Origin of the sequence: Synechococcus sp. MU1617 (genome assembly GCF_020514235.1) — a bacterium.
Classification (GTDB): Bacteria; Cyanobacteriota; Cyanobacteriia; order PCC-6307; family Cyanobiaceae; genus Parasynechococcus.
The window spans coordinates 26,500-44,961 of record NZ_VTLB01000006.1; the positions used below are offsets into that span (position 1 = coordinate 26,500).

Below are 18,462 nucleotides of genomic sequence, written 5' to 3' on the forward strand. Positions count from 1 at the left end.
GGGGTTAAGTAAGGGTTTGTCTGTGGCAAAAACCGCAGTGACCCCAGAGCTTGATTTCTCCGTTGGGCCCTGGTCGGCCGCAGTCCGGGCATGTCCCCATGCCATGGACATCGGTGCGGCTCGGATGCTCGGCCCAGATGCTGGCTTCGCTTTCCAGCACAGGGGATTGAAGGGGGTGGTGTTGCTGGATACGCAGATCACGCACCGCGTGGCCGGCTTGATGCAGGGCGGTGATGAGCTGGGGCCGGTTGTAGAGGAGAGCCTGGCGCCATTGAGGATGGCTGGCTCCCACGGTCAGCACCCCGCGTTGCAGCGACAAGGGGCGACAGTGCGGTGCCAGTTGTGCTCCTGCAACTCTCGGCCAGTCCTGCCACAGAGCTGCCAGATGATCATCCTTGCGCCACTCCCTCTGCAGCGCGCCCAGGCAGGTTCTCAACGGTGCTGCCGGCGCTGGTGCAGCTGATTGGAGCAGCTCCAGGCCCGGTAGGCGACGCCGTTGGGAATCAGGTGCAACCGCCATACCCCGATCCTAAGCAGAACCATTGCGGAAACCTCGCTAATCTCAGCGCGTCTAAGGCCAAGTCATGGGTTTCTTTGATCGGCTGAGCAGGCTGGTTCGATCCAACGCCAACGCTGCCGTCAGCGGCATGGAGGACCCTTCCAAAATCCTCGACCAATCCGTCGCTGACATGCAGGCGGATCTGGTCAAATTGCGTCAGGCCGTTGCTCTGGCAATCGCGAGTCAGAAGCGGTTGACCAGTCAGGCTGAACAGGCTGCAGCCCAATCCAAGACCTGGTATGAGCGTGCCGAGCTGGCACTGAAAAAGGGTGAGGAATCCCTGGCTCGGGAAGCTTTGACCCGGCGCAAGACCTTCCAGGAGACGGCGACGTCACTGACCGCGCAGGTGCAGGCCCAAGACGGCCAGGTGGAATCGCTCAAAAAGAGTCTGGTCGCCCTCGAAGGAAAGATCGCCGAGGCCAAGACTAAAAAGGACATGCTCAAGGCCCGGGCTCAGGCGGCCAAGGCTCAGCAGCAGTTGCAAAGCGCCGTCGGCAGCATCGGCACCAATTCCGCCATGGCAGCCTTCGAGCGGATGGAGGAAAAGGTGGAGGCCTTGGAGGCCACCGGTCAGGCTGCGGCTGAGCTGGCTGGAACTGATCTGGAAAGTCAGTTCGCGGCTTTGGAAAGCGGTGGCGGCGTTGATGATGATCTTGAGGCGTTGCGCGCTCAGCTGAAAGGAGGCCCAGAAGCCGTTGCTCTGCCCGCGTCCGAGGCGTCTGAAGCCGTGAAGCCCGTGCAGGTGGAAGAGGTGGATGCCGAACTCGAAGACTTGAAGCGATCCATCGACAAGCTCTGATCAACCCGGGAAAGGCGTCCGGCTTTCCATAGGATCGGTTCAGTCATTTGAGTGCCTTGGCTGGAGCTGTTGCCGATTTCACCGACGCTGGTTTTGAACGTGAAGTCCTCAAGGCTTCCGGCACTGTCCTCGTCGATTTCTGGGCCGCCTGGTGTGGCCCCTGCCGACTGATCGCCCCATTGATGGATTGGGTCGCGAGCGACTACGGCGATCGCCTCAGCGTTGGCAAGCTTGAGGTGGATGCGAATCCCCAGACCCGTGACGCCTATCAGGTGCAGGGCATCCCAACGTTGATTCTGTTCCGCAACGGTGAGGTTTTGGCGCGGCATGAAGGTGCCATCGCCAAACCGCAGCTGCAGGCCTTCTTGGATGCCAACCTCTAAGCGGCTTGCCTCGCTGGGCAACGCTGTTTTTGCCCGTGTTGATGCTGCAAAGCACGCTTATCGCGTTGAGGTGTCTCCTTCCGCACGTCCGGATCTGGTGGATCTCTCCATCGGATCGTCTGATCTTCGGCCGCCCAAGGCTTTGTTGGACACCATGGCCTCTGCGGTCGTGGAGTCCAACAGCTGCTCCTATTGCCTGCAAGCCGGGCTGAGGCCTTTCCATGCCGCCGTCGCGGACTGGTGTCGCCATCGCTTCGACGTTTCGGTGGATCCTGATCATGAGGTTCAGTTGTTGGTGGGATCCCAGGAAGGAACAGCCCATCTGCCGCTTGCGGTGCTTGATCCCGGTGACGCTGCCCTGCATCTGGACCCCTGTTATCCGTCCCATACCGGTGGATTGCACTTGGCGGGAGCCCGGACCAAGGCCTTGGCCCTCTCCCCCGAAAAAGACTGGCGTCCGGATCTAACAACCATCAGCCCCCAGCTTTGGGATCAACTGAAGCTTTTCGTTTTGGGGTATCCCCACAACCCTTCAGCCCGGGTGGGGGATCAGGAGGATCTCAATCGCATCATGGCGACCGCGGCTCGGCACGATGTGGTGATCGCTCACGACAATCCCTATGTGGATCTCGCCCTGGATGGAGAACCTCCCTCTCTTTTGCAGGCTCCGAACTGGAGAGAGTGCGGCATTGAATTCTTCTCCCTCTCGAAGGGCTGGTGCCTTGGGGGATTCAGACTTGGTTTCGCTGTTGGTGCTGCACCGCTGATTGCCGCCCTGCGTCGTGCCAAGGCCGTCATCGATTTCAACCAGAGCCTGGCCCTGCAGCAGGGTGCGATCCAGGCCTTGCAACGCTTCCCCGATTGGCCGCGGCAACTGCATCCGACCTATCGCGAACGACGGGATCGTGTGGTCGAGACCCTCAGGGCACGCGGTTGGTCGGTCCCCTGTTCAGAGATGGCGATGTACCTCTGGTTCCCCTTGCCTGATGCGGCCCATCGTCGGGGTTGGAGTGATGAAGATGCCGCCAGGGAACTGCTTCAGCGCAGTGGTGTCGCCTTGACCCCTGGGTCCGGTTTTGGTGGCGGCGGTCGCCAGTGGCTGCGCATGGCGCTGGTGCGGCCGGTGAATGAGTTGGTGGAGGCTGCATCGCGACTCGCGGATGCGATGGATGACTGATCCACGCATGCCGCAACATCGATGCCCTCACCACGGTGGTGGTCGGTTGATGGCGACGTATCGCCGCCTCGCTGGTGCCTCGGCACGCCACTGGAGCATCCGGCATGTGCCTGTGTGCAGCAGCACGGAGGAGTTGCTGGGGACCTGGATGCGCGATCAGCCCTCGTTGCTAGGGCCTCGCGCCGTCATTGCTACCCACCAACGCCGGGGAGTCGGCCAGTGGGGGCGCGCCTGGGTTTCTCCGCCAGGCGGTGTCTGGATCAGTGCTGCATTGCCCTGGCGGAGCCATGGGTCCGGTCAGGCCGGCTTGCTTGGCTTGGCGCTGGCCCTGTCTGTGGCGCAACGGCTTGAGCAGCGGGGCCTTTCGGTTCAGATCAAATGGCCCAATGACCTGCTCGTGAACGGCCGCAAATTGGCGGGCCTCCTGCCTGGGGTGGTGCAACGGGGCTCCCAGCTGCGTTTGCTGCGCATCGGCCTGGGCCTGAATGTGCGGAATTCAGTTCCTGGTAACGCCATTGCCCTGCGAAGGCTGGAAGGACAGCAGGCTGCGGATCCGATCCGGTGGACGGCGGAGGTTTTACTTGCCTTCGATCACTGTCACTTCGTTGGAGGCGATGGGTCCTGGTGCCTCGATGGAGTTCAGGCCCGGCTCTGGTCCGATCAGCTCGTCCATCCTGAAGACGGTCAGATTTGGAGGATTGCTGGCCTTGAAGGCGATGGAGGGCTTCGTTTGCGTCAGGGTTCAAGGACCGAAACCTGGCGCCGCTGGCCCTGAGTTGGTGTCCCATCCATAGGATTTCTCTGCACAGCCGTCTCGTCCGTTGCTGGCTTGGTTCGCGCTGATCTGGGTGTTGGTTCCAGCTGCGGCTGCGCAGGGTTTTGATCAGTCTCTCGATGGGCTGGTCCGACAACGGGTGATCACGTCCCTGGAGCGCAAGCTGCTCCAGGGTGGTAGCTCGGTGGTTCCCATGGAACGAAGCCGTTTTGAAGAGGCCTGTCGAACTGGTGCTCTGTCCCGGAAGGACTGTGCGTCCGGGGTGGCCAGGCGTCCGCCGGGGGCACCGGCTTCGGCTCGGGTTCGACTGATCCCCTCCCGGCAACCGTTGCGTGTTCCCGTGTCAGCGCTTCTCGCCCGCGATGGCGGCACCTTTCGTCTGGAATCCGTCTTCGCTGTCACGCCTCGTCCGCTGCCCAGCCCTGGAAATGGCGACAGTCAACTGCTCTTCCCTGTGGCTGGAGACGCCTTTAAAAGCAGTGGGTTTGGTTGGCGTTTGCATCCCATCCTGGGGAGCTGGTTGATGCATGCCGGTCGGGACTTTGCAGCGCCGGAGGGCACGCCGGTGGTGGCTGCTCTTTCGGGGCAGGTCTTAAGTAGTGGTCTTGCTGGTGGGTATGGCATCGCCATCGAACTGGAACATGCCGAGCCATTGCGCCGCACGTTGTATGGCCATCTCTCGGAGATCTATGTGCGACCCGGTCAGCCGGTACGCCAAGGAGAGGTGATTGGCCGCGTCGGCAGCACGGGCCTCAGCACAGGCCCGCACCTGCATTTCGAGTTGCGCACACCATCGCGGGCAGGTTGGCAGGCCGTTGATCCTGGAGATCTGGATCTTTCCTCCGTGATGCGTGAGAACAACGATCCTGTTGCGTTGCTGCTCGACCAGGTGTTGCGCAGCCTTGAACGCGATCAGCCCTAGCTCAAAGCGAAGCCGAGCGAAACAGAGACTTCAGTTCGATTGTTCCCTGAGGATGAATCCGACACCGCGCACGGTGTGGATGAGGGTTGGCGCATCGTCCAATTCGACTTTTTGACGCAGGTAGCGGATGTAGACGTCAAGAAGATTGTCGTCCCCATAAAAATTTTCTCCCCATACACCGTGCATGATCTCTTGACGTTCGAGCACACGGCCTGCGCCCCGCATCAGGAAATTCAGCAGGTCGTATTCCTTCACCGACAGTCGGAGGGCACGATCTCCCCGTGTCACATCCCGGGTTCGCGTGTTCATGCTGAGGTCGGCGACCTTGAGAATTTCGTTGACGTCGGAGCCGCTCACGGGCCCTGAGAATGTTTCAGCGCGACGGTGCATGGCCCGCAGGCGCGCCATTAATTCGTCGATGGAAAATGGCTTGATCAGGTAATCATCAACGCCGGCATCGAGAGCTTTGACCCGATCAGTGATTTCGTCGTGCCCCGTGAGCATCAGGATTGGGATGGTGATTCCTCCGGCTCGGATGCGTTGACAGATGTCGATGCCGCTGAAGTCCGGCAGGTTCCAATCCAGGATGATCAGGTCTGGATTGGGTTCAGTACGGCTTCGGATCAGGCCGCTGGCTCCGTCAGAGGCAACATCAACGTCGTATCCCTCAACATCAAGCTCCAGACGAAGCAGATCAGTCAGTTTGTGTTCGTCGTCAACAAGAAGGACACGGAGACGGTGCTGGGATTCCGGGGACATCCGGCCTTAAAACCTCATTCCACTCTAGGCATCGAAAGAAATTTCACTGATTTTGTCCCTACATTGAAATCGGCTGTTTTTCGCTATGTCGACCCCAGGCGCCTGGACGGAAGACCGAATCCGAGCACTGCGTGAGAAGGAAGACCTCCCCTTTGTTCGTGCCGATTCCTCTGGGATCGTGCAGGAAATCAATGATCGTTTCAAGGCCGTCTACGGCTGGTCTGAAGCCGCGCTGATTGGTCAATCCCTTGGTTTGATTTTGCCGCCAAGCTTTCGCGATTCCCATCACGCTGGGTTCGCCCGTTTCCAACTGACGGAGGTCTCCAAGGTGCTGAATCACCCGTTGAAACTGGCAACTTTTTGCTCCGATGGGCATGCCATTGAAAGTGAACATTTCATTGTGGCGGAGAAGCACAGCAATGGAAGCTGGTCGTTCGCGGCAACGCTGCGACCGTTGATGGAATCGAGCTGAGATGGGTGATTCGGCATGAATAGCTCAGATTCATCGTCGTCATCCTCAAGGGATAGAGAGCTGATTGCGCAATTGCGGCAGTCCCTTGGAATGCTTCAGGTCGCTTTCGACGCGGCCAGCGAAGCGATGGTGATTGTCGATGTGCATCGAAGAATTCACTGGGCAAATCAAGCCTCTGCCGACCTCTTTGTTGGTGGCGTGCCGATTCAGCTGGTGAATCAAACCCTGGCTGATGTTCTGAAGCTCAGGCCCTTGGATGCCCATGCCAAGGCAGCACTCCAGTTGTTGGACCCCCACCTGCCTCTGCCGCGGACGTCGGGAGAGAGCCGCTGCCAGGTGCTGTCCCCGAATGGTGATGAATCGCAGGTGCACTTGCTGCGTTGGCGGCCGGTCGAATTGATTCAGGCGCCGTTTCTGCTGGTGTCGTTGCGCGACCTCAGCCCCGAAGAACGGGCCTTGGTTCAGCAGCAGCGCTTCATGACCGATCTCACCCATGAATTGCGCACGCCCCTGGCGATCGTGAGCGGGAATCTGCAACGGATGGCTCGGCTGAGCCCTCTCCCTGAGGCCGTCAGCTCCCGTCTCACGATGGCCCGCGAGGAAATGGCGCGGATTCAGAAGTTGCTCGGTCATCTCTCGCTGCTTACACGCCTGGAGCTGGATCCTGATGTGGTCAGCTGTGGCGACCACCTCTTGGGGCCGCTGCTTCAGCGCTGGTATGAAGCCTCTCGGGAGCTGGCTCCGAGTCTCCAGCTGAAGGGCCTGGAATGGGGGGACGAACTGGTGGTCCAAACCGACCCTCGGGCCTTGATGCTGGCGTTGGATCAGTTGCTGGACAACGCTTGCCAGCACGCCAATCGATCCATGCCGATTCAGCTCAGCCTTGCTGGCAGTGACGGGCTCGGCCATTGCATCCTGGAGTTCGCCAGTCAGAGCCTTGATGCCCCTGTGGCTTCGGAGGATCTGGAACGCTGGTCTCTACCGTTTTTCCGGGGCAAGCCCGAACGCGACGGCGAAAGGGTGGAGGGCCCTGGTTTGGGGCTCGCCTTGGTGCGCGAACTGGTCAGGGGGTGTGGAGGAACGCTTGAGCTCCATCAGCAGCCCTCACCGCAAGAAACCACCACGATCGTGCGCTTGCGTCTGAAACTCAGAACATCGAACGCGTCTGGAGCAGTTGCGGCAGCTGTTCGAACAGATCCGGCTTGAGCACGTAGGCCTCCGCTCCGTTAGCCAGAGCTTCGCGTTTCTTGTCGGCATCATTGAGAGCCGTCACGATCACCACCCTTAAAGCAGGCTCGGAAGGGGACTTGAGCTGCAGCTGTTTCAGGCAGGCCAAGCCGTCCATGCCCGGCAGCATCAAATCCAGCAGCAGCAGATCAAAGCGCTCGGAGCTTGCTTCGACGAGAAAGTCTTCTGCGGAACCGAAGCAGATGCAGGCGTGCCCCTCATCGGTGATTTCAGCGCTGATCAGCTGCTGAATGCGTGGGTCATCCTCCACGACTGCAATATGCAGAGCCTTGGGGGGCTTCACCATGAGCGCAGGGGCACTGCACTCATTGTGGACATCCTGTGAGTGCCCGACCATCCTGGAACCGAGCAATGCGCTGTGCTCGGGCCGCCACATCGTCCTCATGGGTCACCATCACCAGGGTGATGCCCTGCTGGTGGAGTTCATCAAACAGTTCCAGTACCTCGGCGGTGGTGCTGGAATCCAGGGCCCCTGTGGGTTCGTCCGCCAGCAACAGACTGGGGCGATTGATGATGGCTCGGGCAATGGCCACCCGTTGTTGCTGCCCTCCGGAGAGCTGATTGGGCTTGTTCTCCAGACGCTGCGCTAGGCCAACACGGCGCAGTGCCGATTGGGCACGCTCGACCCGTTCGTCCCTGGGAACCCCCGCATAAATCATCGGGAGCATCACATTCTCCATGGCGCTGGCGTGGCCGAGCAGATGGAACTGCTGAAAGACAAACCCCAGCGAGCGGTTGCGAACGTCGGCTAACGCATCGTCCTCCAACTGTTCAACAGCCATGCCATTGAGCCGGTAGGTCCCTCTGGTGGGCCGGTCGAGGCAGCCAAGGATGTTCATTGCCGTGCTCTTGCCGGAGCCGCTGGCGCCCATCACCGCCAGGTAATCCCCCTCCTGGACGGTGAGATTCAGTTGATCAAGGGCTTTGACTTCGAGATCACCGGATCCGTAGATCTTGCTGATACCCCGGAGCTCAGCAACTGGCGGTCGCGCAGGCTCAGCCAAGGCCCTTCAGGCTGGAGAGGGCGATGGCCTGCTGAAGCAATGGAGTTCCTGCAACCGCTGTGTTGGCCCACTGGAACAGTGGATTGGAGAGGATTCCGCCAACGGCGGTGATGGCCACACATCCAATTAGGGCAACCCGCAGCGGCTGCATCCCCATCAACGACCAGTTCACGTCGGGATAGGCCTTGACCACATCGGAGGCCTCTTGGGGCTCCTTCACCACCATCATCTTGATGACTGAGATGTAGTAGTAGATCGAGATCACAGAGGTGACCAAGCCAACCACCACCAGCAGGTACTGGTGGTTGGCCCAACCGGCAAAGAACAGATAGATCTTTCCGAAGAAACCCAGCATTGGAGGAATTCCCCCCAGGGAAAGCAGGCAAAGACTGAGGCCGAGGGTGATTAGGGGATCCTTCTGGTAAAGCCCGGCGTAATCGGAGATTCGATCACTTCCTGTGCGGATCGAGAAGAGGATGATGCAGGCGAAGGCCCCCAAGTTCATAAACAGGTAGGCCGCCATATACAAAACCATGGCCGCAAAACCGTCCTCTGTGCCGCAGACCATGCCGATCATCACGAAGCCGGCCTGGCCAATCGAGCTGTAGGCCAGCATTCGCTTCATCGAGGTCTGTGCGAGGGCAACAACGTTGCCCAAGGTCATGCTCAACACCGCCAGAACGGTGAATAGCAATTTCCATTGATCGTCGAAGGCACCGAAGCAGCCCACCAGGATGCGAAGGGCTAGTGCAAAACCGGCTGCTTTGGAACCCACGGAGAGGAACGCCACCACAGGGGTTGGTGAGCCTTCGTAAACGTCAGGCGTCCACTGGTGGAAGGGAACGGCTGCGATCTTGAATGCAACGGTGGCCAAGACGAACACCAGGGCCAAAGCGGCCAGAGGTGTGGTGCTGGTCTGCAGGGCCAGGCCGATGGTGTCGAGGCTGGTGCTGCCGCTCAGGCCGTAGAGAAGGGAGGAGCCGTAGAGGAAAACAGCAGCAGCTGCCGATCCCACAAGCAGGTATTTGAGTGCTGCTTCCGAACTGCGGGCATCCCGCTTCATGTAGCCCGACAGCAGATAGCTGGCGACAGAGAGCGTTTCCAGCGAAATGAACACACTCACCAGATCCGTTGCCCCGCAAAGAAGCATGGCGCCGAGGGTGGCGGCGAGAAGGATGGCGGCGTACTCGCCAACAGGAGTGCCGCTCTTCTCGGCATAACGCCAGCTGATCAGTAGCGAAAGAAGCGTGGACAGGGCAATCACAGCCCTGAAGGCCACCGCCAGGTTGTCGGCGAGAAAGGACCCGAGGAAGGATGGCTCTAGGGGTGCATTCCACTGCAGGGCCAGCAGAACCAGGGAGGTCCCTAGGCCGATGTAGCAAATCGGGGGCACCCAGCGTGTGGCGACCTTTTCGCCCGCCAGGTCCACCAAGAGGGTGGCGATCATCGCCAGCAGCACTGCTGCTTCGGGCAGCACTGCGGAAGCATTGAGAGAGAGATTCAGCAGCTCACCAGGGGCAGCCATGGCCTGGGTGGCGAGAAGGGAAGCACCCATGTCGGGCATGACAGCCTGGAACCGTTGCGCTGCGGCGACTGTAGCGGCGCTTGACGCGCCGACGATCATGCAGAGCGCTGCTCGGTGCGATAAAGAAGGGGAACGGTTCACCTGCCGCTAGTGGCGCACACCCTCGTCATCGTTGAAAGCCCCACGAAGGCCAAGACCATCCGTGGCTTTCTGCCCAAGGGATTCAAAGTTGAAGCCTCCATGGGGCATGTCCGCGACCTTCCCAACAACGCCAGCGAGATTCCGGCATCGGCCAAGGGGCAGAAATGGGCCAATCTCGGTGTGAACACCGACTCGGATTTCGAGCCGCTTTACGTGGTTCCGAAAGACAAGAAGAAGACGGTTCGCGAACTCAAGGACGCCCTCAAGGGGGCTGATCAGTTGCTGCTGGCGACGGACGAAGACCGGGAAGGCGAGAGCATCAGTTGGCACTTGCTCCAGTTGCTGGCGCCGAAGGTGCCGGTGAAGCGGATGGTGTTTCACGAGATCACCAAGGAAGCCATCGGCAAGGCCCTTGACCAAACCCGCGACCTGGACATGGAGCTGGTCCATGCCCAGGAAACCCGGCGCATTTTGGATCGCCTTGTGGGATACACCCTGTCCCCTCTCCTCTGGAAAAAGGTGGCCTGGGGACTCTCCGCAGGGCGGGTGCAGTCCGTTGCGGTTCGGCTCCTGGTCCAGCGGGAACGGGCCCGGCGTGCCTTCCGCAGCGGCAGTTACTGGGACCTCAAGGCCCAACTTGAGCAGTCGGGCAGCGCCTTTGAGGCCAAGCTCACCCATGTGGGTGGCCAGCGGATCGCCACCGGCAACGACTTCGACGAGAGCACCGGCGGGCTGAAAGCGGGCAGTGCCGTGCGGCTGCTCAGCGAGATCGAGGCCAAGGCGTTGGCTGAAGCCGTGCGATCCACCGCCTGGACGGTGGACGCGGTGGAGGAAAAGCCCACCGTGCGCAAGCCGGTGCCTCCCTTCACCACCAGCACCCTCCAACAGGAGGCGAATCGCAAGTTGCGCCTCTCAGCCCGGGAAACCATGCGCTGTGCCCAGGGGCTCTACGAACGCGGTTTCATCACCTATATGCGGACCGACTCGGTTCACTTGTCGGATCAGGCGATCAATGCATCACGCAGCTGCGTGGAGAGCCTCTACGGCAAGGAGTATTTGAGCAAGGGGCCGCGGCAGTTCAGCACCAAAGCCCGCAATGCCCAGGAGGCTCATGAAGCGATTCGTCCGTCGGGCGAAAGCTTCCGAACCCCCGGTGAGACCGGTCTTGATGGGCGAGATCTGGCGGTCTATGAGCTGATCTGGAAGCGCACCGTGGCCAGCCAGATGGCCGAGGCCAGGCTCACCATGCTGTCGGTTGATCTCAGCTCAGGCGAGGCCAGTTTCCGGGCCAGCGGCAAGCGCATCGACTTCCCCGGTTTCTTCCGCGCCTACGTGGAGGGCAGCGATGATCCCGATGCTGCCATTGAGGGGCAGGAAGTGTTGTTGCCGGCATTGAGCGTTGGCGATTCACCAGAGCCGAAGACTGTCGAACCTCTCGGGCATCAGACCCAGCCGCCGGCACGGTTCAGCGAGGCATCGCTCGTGAAGATGCTGGAAAAAGAGGGCATCGGCCGGCCGTCGACCTACGCCTCGATCATTGGAACGATTGTTGATCGCGGCTACGCGACGCTGCTCGGCAATGCTCTTACCCCCAGCTTCACCGCCTTTGCCGTGACGGCGCTGCTCGAGGAGCATTTCCCTGAACTGGTGGACACCAGCTTCACCGCCCGGATGGAGAACACCCTCGATGAGATCTCTCACGGCAAGGTGCAGTGGTTGCCTTACCTGGAGGGTTTCTACAAAGGAGAAGAGGGCCTGGAAACCCAGGTGCAGCAGCGGGAAGGGGACATTGACCCAGGTGCATCCCGCACCATCGATCTGGAGGGCTTGTCTTCCGTGGTTCGTATCGGCCGTTTTGGCGCCTACCTGGAGGCCAAACGTGTTAGCGACGACGGTGAGGAAGAGCTGATCAAGGCCACCTTGCCCCGGGAGATCACTCCGGCTGATCTGGATGAAGAGCAGGCCGAACTGATCCTCAAACAGAAGGCCGACGGCCCTGAAGCCATCGGTGAGGATCCCGAAACGGGTGATTTGGTCTACCTGCTCTTCGGTCAGTACGGCCCGTACGTGCAGCGGGGCCAGGTGAGTGATGAGAATCCCAAGCCCAAGCGCGCGTCGCTGCCCAAGGGGCAGAAGCCTGAAGATCTCACCTTGGAGGATGCCCTCGGACTGCTCCGCTTGCCGCGTCTTCTCGGTGAACATCCCGATGGTGGGCGCATTCAGGCGGGGCTGGGCCGATTTGGCGCCTATGTCGTCTGGGACAAAGGCAAAGGCGAGAAGGATTACCGATCCCTCAAGGGGGACGACGATGTTCTGGCGGTGGGGCTGAGCCGTGCCCTCGAGCTGCTGTCCATGCCCAAACGGGGGCGGGGTGGACGCACCGCCCTCAAGGACCTCGGTAAGCCGGAGGGCAGTGATGAAACGATTCAGGTCTATGACGGCCCCTACGGCCTTTACGTCAAACAGGGCAAGGTGAATGCCTCGCTGCCGGAAGGTAAAGGCGCTGACGATGTGACCCTTGAGGAGGCGGTGGAACTGCTTGCCGCCAAGGCAGCATCGAAAAAGGGCGGTCGTAAAACTGCCGCGAAAAAACCGGCGGCGAAGAAGCCAGCTGCCAAAAAACCTGCCGCCAAGAAACCCCCCGCCACCACCAAGACCGGTCGGCTAAGGGCCAGTGCGGTGCGGGTGATCAAGCCGGCTGACAATTGATGGCCCGTCTGCTTTGGCTGCTGCCTGTGGGGCTCCTGCAGGCCTGTGCCGGTACACCGGTCGCCGAGCAGTTGGAGCGATCCTTTGCGGTGCCTGAAGACAGACCGGTTCAGCTAACTGCGCCCGTCCCGGCTGTGAAAACCAGTCCAACGGTTGCAAGTTCCACTGCTGAGCCTCCCTCCGCATCGGAGCCCGAGGCTGTTTCCCGGCCTGAGGCAGAGAATGTCCCTGAGCTTGTGCCGCAGCCAAAACCGCGGACGGTGGCATCCCAACGTCTGCCCCAGGCGCCATACCGGATCACCATCCGTTTGGCCGGAGCCGACCCTGCCGCTCCTGCTGAAGCCGTTACCCGCGCCCTGCGCGAGGCGGGTGTTGGCTTCGCTGTGGAACGGATTGAGCGGGTTGAACCATGACCGAGGCGACTCCCCGGTTGAGCCGCCAGCAGGCTCTGAGGCTTGTTGAGGGGGCGTATCTCGCGGCCGCGACGGGGCTGATCTGGTTAGCCCTCTACTACTTACCGGTGGGTGGTGCGCTGTTCCGTCTGGCCCTTCCCCTGCCCCTGATCCTGCTGCAGTTACGGCGCGGCAGTCGTTCTGGTGCCGAGGGGCTGTTGCTTTCCGTGCTTCTGCTCACGGCCTTGATGGGGCCTTTGCGTGGGCCGCTGCTGCTGTTTCCCTATGGGCTTTTGTCGCTGTGGCTGGGTTGGAGCTGGTGCCGGGGGGTCAGCTGGTGGCTGAGCTGGTCGGGGGGCATCGTTCTTGGAACAGCAGGTTTTTTGGTCCGAGTTCTCGTGCTCTCGTTGCTGGTGGGAGAAAACCTCTGGGTGGTGATCACCCGGGCTGGCTCCGCTCTGCTCGACCGCTTGATCGCGGCGCTGCATCTGCCGATCACACCGGATCTCACCCAGGTGCAGTTGATGGCGCTGCTGTTGGTGGTGGTTCAGGAGGTCATCTACGTCCTGTCCCTTCATGCTCTGGCGTACTGGATCTTTCCCCGCCTGAAATCACCGATTCCGGAGCCCCCGAGGCTGCTTCATGGACTCATTGCCCTCGATCCCCTCTGAAACCTCGGTGTTGCCTGAGGGCTGTCAGCAGCTGGGACGTCTCGGTGCAAGCGCTCTGGATGCAGCGGCACTCCGTCCCTGGACCTCCAACGATCAACCGCTGGATCTGTTGCTCGTTCTGGCGGCAACACGAACGGCGGAGCATGAGGGGATCTCTGCCGCTGGCTCCACCGTGGCTTCGCGGCGCTACACCGCCCTGGCTGATGCGGAGCTCCTGATCTGTGGTCCGGCTGGACAGCGCCGTTGGCCCCTACCGCCACTGCCCGCTGGGGTCTCCCCCGCCCTGCTCAGTTATGTCGCGGCGCGACGCTTGAAGTTGACGCCGCAGGTGGCGGCTCTTGGCTTGGTCCAGAAACCCGATTTTCCCCACCTGGACATTGAGCCCCTGGATCAAGGCCCCTCGGCTTGTCTATCCACTGGTACGGCGATGCCATTGCTGCGGGTGCAGTATTTGTGGCGACAGGGAGAGCTGCTGGGGCGGCGGTTACAACGCCCCCTGGTGGTGGCGGAGTGTGTTCCAGGAGGCACCACAACCGCTCAAGCGGTGTTGACGGCCCTCGGCGTGGAGGTTGCCCATCTGATCAGCGGTAGTGCTCTTCATCCGCCGCAGCAGCTCAAGCAAGAGCTCGTTACCCGAGGGCTGCAGCGGGCGTCTCTTGGCGCACATCCTTCGGCCGAGCAGATCCTGGCTGCTGTTGGTGACCCTTTTCAGGCCTTCACCGCAGGGGTGTTGGTGGGTGCGGTCTCGGCGGGACAACCGCTGTTGCTGGGGGGCGGTTGCCAGATGCTGGCTGTTCTGGCCTTGGCGATGCATGCTTTGCCCGCCCGTCAGCGGGAACACCTGGCGGCCCAGGTGCTGATCGGCACCACCGGCTGGCTTGCTGATGAGGGTGCGGCCGCTGCGGGGCAGTCACCCTTTGGCGGGTTGGTGGATGCCACCGCGAGCCACCTGGCTGCCGCACTGTCCGTCTTGGCCTGTGGCGTGCGTTTTCACAGCAGTACCCATCAACCCTTAAGGGACTATGAACGGGGCTATGTGAAAGAAGGGGTGGGGGCCGGAGCCCTCTTGCTGCTCGCACAGCTGCGCGGTTGGTCCTGTGACGACCTGGTGCTGGATTGTGAGCATGCCTTGGAGCAGCTGCTCAGCCGCCCCGTAACGTCAAGCCCATGAACGTCTGGAGTGAGCGGTTGGGTCCCTTGAGCCGGCGCCATGTGCTCCAGATGATCGGGGCGACCGGCACCGTGCTGTTGGCGGGCTGTCGTCCTGCGACAGCCGCACCAACAATGATGGCTCCGGCTGGGGTTTTGCCGAAACTGTGGGCTGATGCCTTGCCCAAGCCCTGGCGCCTGACGCTGGCCCCAGCCCAGCAGGACTGGACGCCGGCGGATCAGGCGCGTGCCGATTTGTTGGTGATGGCTGATGGGTGGCTTGATGCCCATCCAGCGGACAAACTCCAGCCCATCGCCTCTGAACCGCTCTTCAGCCAGTTGGATGGTCAGGCCAAGGCTCTTCTGGCTGACCTCGGTGCCCTGCAGGATCGGGTGTTGCCGCTGTCCGTCAGCCCCTGGGTGATGCTGCTGCGGGATGACCCAGCCATGACCCAGAAGGGGTGGTCCCTGTTGCTGGATTCCTCCATGGCAGGACGTGTGGTGCTGCCCGCCAGCCCCCGCCTGGTGATGAGCCTGGCGGACCATCTGGGCGGAGGCCAAGCTTTGAGTGCGCTGCGTCGCCAGGTGCTCACCTACGACGACCGGCAAGCCATCAACTGGCTGCTCAAGGGTGAGGCCAAGCTGGTGGTTCTTCCGCTCAACCGTTGCATCGCTCTGCTGGGGAGGGATCCCCGTCTTCGGGCGGTGCTGCCTGCCTCCGGTGCTCCCTTGCACTGGACTGTTCTGCTCCGACCGGAGGCCAGTCGTGAACCGGTGCCCCAGAGCTGGGTCGAGCAGGGATGGGGGGATCCCCTGCGTCGCCGATTGGTGCAGCAGGGATGGCGGGCGCCGATTGCATCGTCAGGGGCGATGGCGGATCAAAACGCCCTTTCGGCGCGTCTGCGGCCTCTGCTCTTTCCGTCTGCAGACACCTGGTCACGCTGCTGGTCGCTGCCACCGCTGTTGCCCCACGACCGGAGTGCCTTGGAAGAGCTCTGGCGAGATTCAGCTCCAGAGCCGCCGTCGCGGTGAAGCCTCCAGGCTTTGGTGGGTGTCTGCCAGCAGATCAGGGATGGGCAAGTGATGCGGGCAACGGGGAAGGCACTCCCCACAGCGTTCACAGTCCGAAGCATCGTTCTCTTCCCACCAGTGGCCGGCACGGCCGATCAGGTTGTAGCGCTCCTGCGCGAATGCGGTGAGCCCATGGCCTATGGCCAGATTGCGCAGCCGTAAGAGTTCGGGAATCGGGACCTCGTTCGGACAGGGAATGCAGGCCTGACACTGCTTGCAATGATCCTGGCCGAGGCGTTCCTGCTGCCGCCTTTCTGCCGTGATCAGGGCCTGTTGCTCTGCCTGGCTGAGGGGGCCATCCTCTTGAGCCAGTGTTGCGGCGAGTTGAAGATCGCCTGCAGCTGCGGCACCAACGGTCAGGGTGCTGATGCCCTGTGCCAGCAGGAACCGGTAGGCCAGCTGAAGGGGAGCAAAGGGGGTGCAGTCCTCCACCAGTGTTGGGCTGGGGGCCTGTAGGCGACCGCCTTTGTCTGCAGGGGAGATTGCCATCACACCGAGGCCTTGCTCAAGGGCCCAACGGGCCAAGGGCAGGCGCTGGGGATCCAGCCAATGCAGGTGCAGGCTGCAGAAACTGAAGCGCTGGCTGCGCAGCGCCCGATCGATCAGCGGGTTGCTGCCATGGCTGCTGAAGCCCACCTGGCTGACGCGGCCGCTGCTGAGGGCCCAATCCATAAGCCTGGACCCATCGCCCACCAGGGCCCAGTCCAGATGTTCCTCCCGGTTGATGCCATGGATGGCGAGGTTGTCGAGCTGTGGACAGCCCAGCCGCTCCAGAATCTGATCAAGGTGGCGTTGTCCCTCTTCGAAACTCAGCCCCGGCAGCAGTTTGCTGGTGATCACCCAGTGGCCTGATCTTGTCCGGCTGTTCTGGCGAAGGGCCTCTCCCAGAAAACGTTCCGCAGGTCCGTAGGCCGGGGCGGTTTCCAGGTGATTGATTCCAGCTGCAGCTGCCGCGTCAAGCACTTCGGCCATCTGGGCCGCTGAGTTCAGGGCACGCATCGTGCCCAGGCTGAACAGGCTGACGGGGCGGCCGCTGCCGAAGGCGCGGGTTTTCACTCCTCCGAGGGTGCTTCGCTGTCTTGGTTGCGCAGATGGCGCACCAAGGCGGCAGGGCTGAGGTCGTCGACGAAACGGCTGAAGGCACTTTGATCTTCAGCATCGGCCTCCGCATCCACAGGAATCGAGGCTTCCGCTACCACCTCCTCCAGCATCCAGATGCTGCTCCCGGTTCGGATCGCCAGCGCAATGGCGTCGCTGGGTCGGGCATCCACTTCAATCAGCTCCAGCACTTCGTCTTCGGCCAACTCCGCTTCGTCCAGGTCTGGTCGCAGCTTCAAGACCGCATGAAAGGTGTTGTCTTCGATCGCATGAACAATTACGCGCTCCAGCTCGAGGCCCCCAGCCACCAAGAGTGCTGCCATCAGGTCATGGCTCAGGGGGCGTGGTGGTGCACCTCCCTGCAGCCCCGCCATGATGTTGTGGGCTTGTGCTTGGTCGATCCAGATCGGAACTTGACGTCGACCGCTTGGATCCCGCAGCAGCACCATGGGTGTGCGGCTGGCGGCATCGAGGGCAATTCCGGCGACGCTCATTTCGACCATGTCGGCGGCGCAGCTCTATCCGATTATGGCCAGAGAGCCGCTGCGAGCGATGTTCACGGGGCTAGTGCAGTCAGAGGGAAGGATCGAGCGTCGTGCAGGGGCGGTGGTGGTTTGGGGCTGCGCTCCTTTTGCCCCATTGGCGCTTGGCGACAGCGTGGCTGTGGATGGCGTTTGCCTCACGGCGGCAGAGCTGATGGGAGATGGCTTCCGCGCCGATGTGAGTGAAGAAACCCTTCGCCGCACCACGTTGGGACGCAAGGCGGATCGTGGTGGAGCCGTGAACCTCGAGCCGGCGCTTCGGCTGAGCGACCGCCTTGGTGGTCATCTGGTGAGCGGTCATGTGGATGCCATCGGTGAAGTCACCCACTTGGAGACTCTCCCTCACTCCTGGGCCCTGTCGATCCGCTGGTCGGAACCCCGATTCGGCCGTTATGTCTGTGAGAAGGCCAGCATCGCGGTGGATGGGATCAGCCTCACGGTGGCTGAATGTTCAGCAGATGGAACGACATTCACTCTCGCTGTCATCCCCCACACCTGGGAGGCAACGACCCTGAGGCACCTGGCTGTTGGGGACACCGTGAACCTGGAGGCCGATCAACTGGCCCGTTATGCCGAGCGGCTGCTGCATGCCACCGCTGCCGATAAAGGAAACGCCGATGGCCGAAACAAGGATGAGGATCTGTCAGCCAACTGGCTGGCTGCTCACGGCTGGTCTTGATCCATCTGCTGAAGAACAATCATTCCGGAGTCCCGCTGGAGCTCGATCTTGAACTCCTGGCCGGGTTCCAGGCCGAGCCGACGGGTGTAGGCGTGGCCGATCAGCAGGTTGCCGTTGCCATGCACTCGGGTTCGGAATTCGGCCTGGCGACCACGGCTGCCGCCTGAGGAACTGCTGCTGCTTTTCGGCAATTGCCATCCCTGGGCCGCCGCTTTGGCCTCCACCAGGGCTCGATAAAAACTCTTTTTGAGCAGACGTCCGCTTGGGCCGACGTAGCCGCAGCCGCGAGCGATGTCATCTTCAGGCCGATTGCTGAGCGATCTGGCCTTGTCCAGCAGTTCCTTGCCGACCAGCATTTCAGGATCTAATTCAACTGAATTCTGACCA

General features: G+C 61.6%; 21 protein-coding genes. 13 read left to right on the forward strand and 8 right to left on the reverse strand.

Annotated elements, in window-relative coordinates; all coding sequences use genetic code 11:
• Window positions 1-4 precede the first annotated feature (4 nt).
• Window positions 5-520 carry a DUF721 domain-containing protein gene (locus tag FZZ90_RS11375; protein ID WP_226425904.1) on the reverse strand — a complete coding sequence of 172 codons (516 nt, stop codon included), beginning with the start codon at window positions 518-520 and terminating at the stop codon, window positions 5-7.
• 64 nt (window positions 521-584) lie between these two features.
• Here FZZ90_RS11375 and FZZ90_RS11380 point away from each other — a divergent pair, with 64 nt between their 5' ends.
• The 5 genes from FZZ90_RS11380 to FZZ90_RS11400 are packed head-to-tail and all read left to right on the forward strand — an operon-like array spanning window position 585 to window position 4,615.
• The gene (locus FZZ90_RS11380) at window positions 585-1,358 is read left to right on the forward strand and encodes a PspA/IM30 family protein (RefSeq protein WP_226425905.1); all 774 of its coding nucleotides are present in this window, start codon (window positions 585-587) and stop codon (window positions 1,356-1,358) included.
• Between the two features lie 56 nt (window positions 1,359-1,414).
• Window positions 1,415-1,741, forward strand: a complete 327-nt coding sequence (trxA, locus tag FZZ90_RS11385; RefSeq protein WP_226425906.1) for a thioredoxin — start codon at window positions 1,415-1,417, stop codon at window positions 1,739-1,741.
• Entirely contained in the window at window positions 1,728-2,918 is a 1,191-nt protein-coding gene (locus tag FZZ90_RS11390) for an aminotransferase class I/II-fold pyridoxal phosphate-dependent enzyme (RefSeq protein WP_226425907.1), read from the forward strand. The genes trxA and FZZ90_RS11390 overlap by 14 nt, the downstream gene beginning before the upstream one ends.
• Complete coding sequence (locus FZZ90_RS11395; RefSeq protein WP_370631060.1) at window positions 2,902-3,693, forward strand: biotin--[acetyl-CoA-carboxylase] ligase; 792 nt, start codon at window positions 2,902-2,904, stop codon at window positions 3,691-3,693. The genes FZZ90_RS11390 and FZZ90_RS11395 overlap by 17 nt, the downstream gene beginning before the upstream one ends.
• 46 nt (window positions 3,694-3,739) lie before the next feature.
• Window positions 3,740-4,615, forward strand: a complete 876-nt coding sequence (locus FZZ90_RS11400) for a M23 family metallopeptidase (protein WP_226425909.1) — start codon at window positions 3,740-3,742, stop codon at window positions 4,613-4,615.
• A gap of 30 nt (window positions 4,616-4,645) precedes the next feature.
• On the opposite strand, the gene FZZ90_RS11405 is transcribed toward FZZ90_RS11400, so the two are convergent.
• Window positions 4,646-5,374 carry a response regulator transcription factor gene (locus tag FZZ90_RS11405; protein ID WP_226425910.1) on the reverse strand — a complete coding sequence of 243 codons (729 nt, stop codon included), beginning with the start codon at window positions 5,372-5,374 and terminating at the stop codon, window positions 4,646-4,648.
• A gap of 85 nt (window positions 5,375-5,459) precedes the next feature.
• Here FZZ90_RS11405 and FZZ90_RS11410 point away from each other — a divergent pair, with 85 nt between their 5' ends.
• Both FZZ90_RS11410 and FZZ90_RS11415 read left to right on the forward strand, forming a co-directional pair.
• Window positions 5,460-5,846 (forward strand): PAS domain S-box protein, encoded by a 387-nt coding sequence (locus tag FZZ90_RS11410; RefSeq protein ID WP_226425911.1) that lies wholly within the window; start codon window positions 5,460-5,462, stop codon window positions 5,844-5,846.
• A 72-nt stretch (window positions 5,847-5,918) separates the two neighbouring features.
• On the forward strand, window positions 5,919-7,052 hold the full coding sequence (locus tag FZZ90_RS11415) for a HAMP domain-containing sensor histidine kinase (RefSeq protein ID WP_226425912.1): 1,134 nt from the start codon (window positions 5,919-5,921) through the stop codon (window positions 7,050-7,052).
• On the opposite strand, the gene FZZ90_RS11420 is transcribed toward FZZ90_RS11415, so the two are convergent.
• Genes FZZ90_RS11420 through FZZ90_RS11430 form a run of 3 tightly spaced genes read right to left on the reverse strand, consistent with a single transcriptional unit; the run spans window position 6,994 to window position 9,662 of the window.
• Window positions 6,994-7,380 carry a response regulator gene (locus FZZ90_RS11420; RefSeq protein ID WP_226425913.1) on the reverse strand — a complete coding sequence of 129 codons (387 nt, stop codon included), beginning with the start codon at window positions 7,378-7,380 and terminating at the stop codon, window positions 6,994-6,996. The genes FZZ90_RS11415 and FZZ90_RS11420 overlap by 59 nt on opposite strands.
• A gap of 19 nt (window positions 7,381-7,399) precedes the next feature.
• The gene (locus tag FZZ90_RS11425) at window positions 7,400-8,098 is read right to left on the reverse strand and encodes an ABC transporter ATP-binding protein (RefSeq protein ID WP_226425914.1); all 699 of its coding nucleotides are present in this window, start codon (window positions 8,096-8,098) and stop codon (window positions 7,400-7,402) included.
• The gene (locus FZZ90_RS11430; RefSeq protein WP_226426023.1) at window positions 8,091-9,662 is read right to left on the reverse strand and encodes an NAD(P)H-quinone oxidoreductase subunit N; all 1,572 of its coding nucleotides are present in this window, start codon (window positions 9,660-9,662) and stop codon (window positions 8,091-8,093) included. Before FZZ90_RS11430 ends, FZZ90_RS11425 begins: the two co-directional genes overlap by 8 nt.
• Before the next feature lie 111 nt (window positions 9,663-9,773).
• On the opposite strand from FZZ90_RS11430, the gene topA reads away from it, so the two are divergent.
• The 5 genes from topA to FZZ90_RS11455 are packed head-to-tail and all read left to right on the forward strand — an operon-like array spanning window position 9,774 to window position 15,717.
• Window positions 9,774-12,473, forward strand: a complete 2,700-nt coding sequence (gene topA, locus FZZ90_RS11435) for a type I DNA topoisomerase (RefSeq protein WP_226425915.1) — start codon at window positions 9,774-9,776, stop codon at window positions 12,471-12,473.
• Entirely contained in the window at window positions 12,473-12,886 is a 414-nt protein-coding gene (locus FZZ90_RS11440; RefSeq protein WP_226425916.1) for a hypothetical protein, read from the forward strand. The genes topA and FZZ90_RS11440 overlap by 1 nt, the downstream gene beginning before the upstream one ends.
• The gene (locus FZZ90_RS11445) at window positions 12,883-13,536 is read left to right on the forward strand and encodes a DUF2232 domain-containing protein (protein WP_226425917.1); all 654 of its coding nucleotides are present in this window, start codon (window positions 12,883-12,885) and stop codon (window positions 13,534-13,536) included. The genes FZZ90_RS11440 and FZZ90_RS11445 overlap by 4 nt, the downstream gene beginning before the upstream one ends.
• Window positions 13,508-14,707, forward strand: a complete 1,200-nt coding sequence (locus tag FZZ90_RS11450) for a nicotinate-nucleotide--dimethylbenzimidazole phosphoribosyltransferase (protein ID WP_226425918.1) — start codon at window positions 13,508-13,510, stop codon at window positions 14,705-14,707. The genes FZZ90_RS11445 and FZZ90_RS11450 overlap by 29 nt, the downstream gene beginning before the upstream one ends.
• Entirely contained in the window at window positions 14,704-15,717 is a 1,014-nt protein-coding gene (locus tag FZZ90_RS11455; protein ID WP_226425919.1) for an ABC transporter substrate-binding protein, read from the forward strand. Before FZZ90_RS11450 ends, FZZ90_RS11455 begins: the two co-directional genes overlap by 4 nt.
• On the opposite strand, the gene FZZ90_RS11460 is transcribed toward FZZ90_RS11455, so the two are convergent.
• Window positions 15,691-16,812 carry an aldo/keto reductase gene (locus FZZ90_RS11460; protein ID WP_226425920.1) on the reverse strand — a complete coding sequence of 374 codons (1,122 nt, stop codon included), beginning with the start codon at window positions 16,810-16,812 and terminating at the stop codon, window positions 15,691-15,693. The two genes, FZZ90_RS11455 and FZZ90_RS11460, sit on opposite strands and share 27 nt — an antisense overlap.
• Window positions 16,809-17,357 (reverse strand): bifunctional nuclease family protein, encoded by a 549-nt coding sequence (locus FZZ90_RS11465; RefSeq protein WP_226425921.1) that lies wholly within the window; start codon window positions 17,355-17,357, stop codon window positions 16,809-16,811. Before FZZ90_RS11465 ends, FZZ90_RS11460 begins: the two co-directional genes overlap by 4 nt.
• Before the next feature lie 49 nt (window positions 17,358-17,406).
• On the opposite strand from FZZ90_RS11465, the gene FZZ90_RS11470 reads away from it, so the two are divergent.
• Window positions 17,407-18,075 (forward strand): riboflavin synthase, encoded by a 669-nt coding sequence (locus FZZ90_RS11470; RefSeq protein ID WP_226426024.1) that lies wholly within the window; start codon window positions 17,407-17,409, stop codon window positions 18,073-18,075.
• Here the strand turns inward: FZZ90_RS11470 and FZZ90_RS11475 are convergent.
• Window positions 18,060-18,431 carry an AbrB-like transcriptional regulator gene (locus FZZ90_RS11475; RefSeq protein WP_011363609.1) on the reverse strand — a complete coding sequence of 124 codons (372 nt, stop codon included), beginning with the start codon at window positions 18,429-18,431 and terminating at the stop codon, window positions 18,060-18,062. The two genes, FZZ90_RS11470 and FZZ90_RS11475, sit on opposite strands and share 16 nt — an antisense overlap.
• Window positions 18,432-18,462 lie beyond the last annotated feature (31 nt).